Annotated in this window: 1 protein-coding gene; it reads left to right on the top strand. The window is 45.2% G+C overall.

The window, feature by feature from the left end; genetic code table 11:
* Positions 1–722 (top strand): glutamate 5-kinase (proB, locus tag ACS8FD_RS20370; protein WP_439277202.1); only part of this gene is annotated, 722 nt, incomplete at both ends.

Here is a 722-nt window from a genome sequence, read left to right as displayed (position 1 = left end):
AAACGACCGAAGAGGCAAGGTTTATCAAACAAAATCGTAATTTTGATATTCAGCGCGTTGTTGTCAAGATTGGCTCATCGTTATTAACCAATAATGGGCGAGGGCTGGATCGAACTGCTATTTATGAGTGGGCCAAACAGATTGCTAAATTGCATAAGCAGGGCGTTGAAGTACTATTGGTATCGTCAGGCGCAGTTGCCGAAGGCGTGGTGCGAATGGACCTTGATGAGCGGCCAAAAAAGCTTGCAGCATTGCAGGCTTGTGCTTCTATTGGTCAGATGGGTTTGATTGAAACGTGGTGGTCAGCATTGATTCAACACGGAATACAAAGCTCTCAGCTATTATTAACTCACGACGATTTGTCTAATCGTAGTCGTTATTTGAATACCACTGGTGCACTGACGCAGCTATTAGAGTGGAATGTGCTCCCAGTTATTAATGAAAACGATACCATTACGATTGATGAGATTAAGTTTGGTGATAATGACACATTGGGTGCAATGTCAGCGGCTATGATCAATGCAGATTTATATATTATCTTGACGGATCAAGATGGGGTGTTTACCGACAACCCACGAGACAACCCTGATGCTAAAATGATACGCCAAGAGCGCGCGATGGCTGACTATCTTTTTGACATTGCAGGTGACGGTGGTAAGCTTGGTCGTGGCGGTATGCTAACCAAGATTCGTGCTGGTCGCCTTGCAGCAATGGGCGGTTGC

This window comes from Psychrobacter sp. 1U2, assembly GCF_051847575.1.
This window is presented reverse-complemented; position numbering and strand designations above follow the sequence as displayed.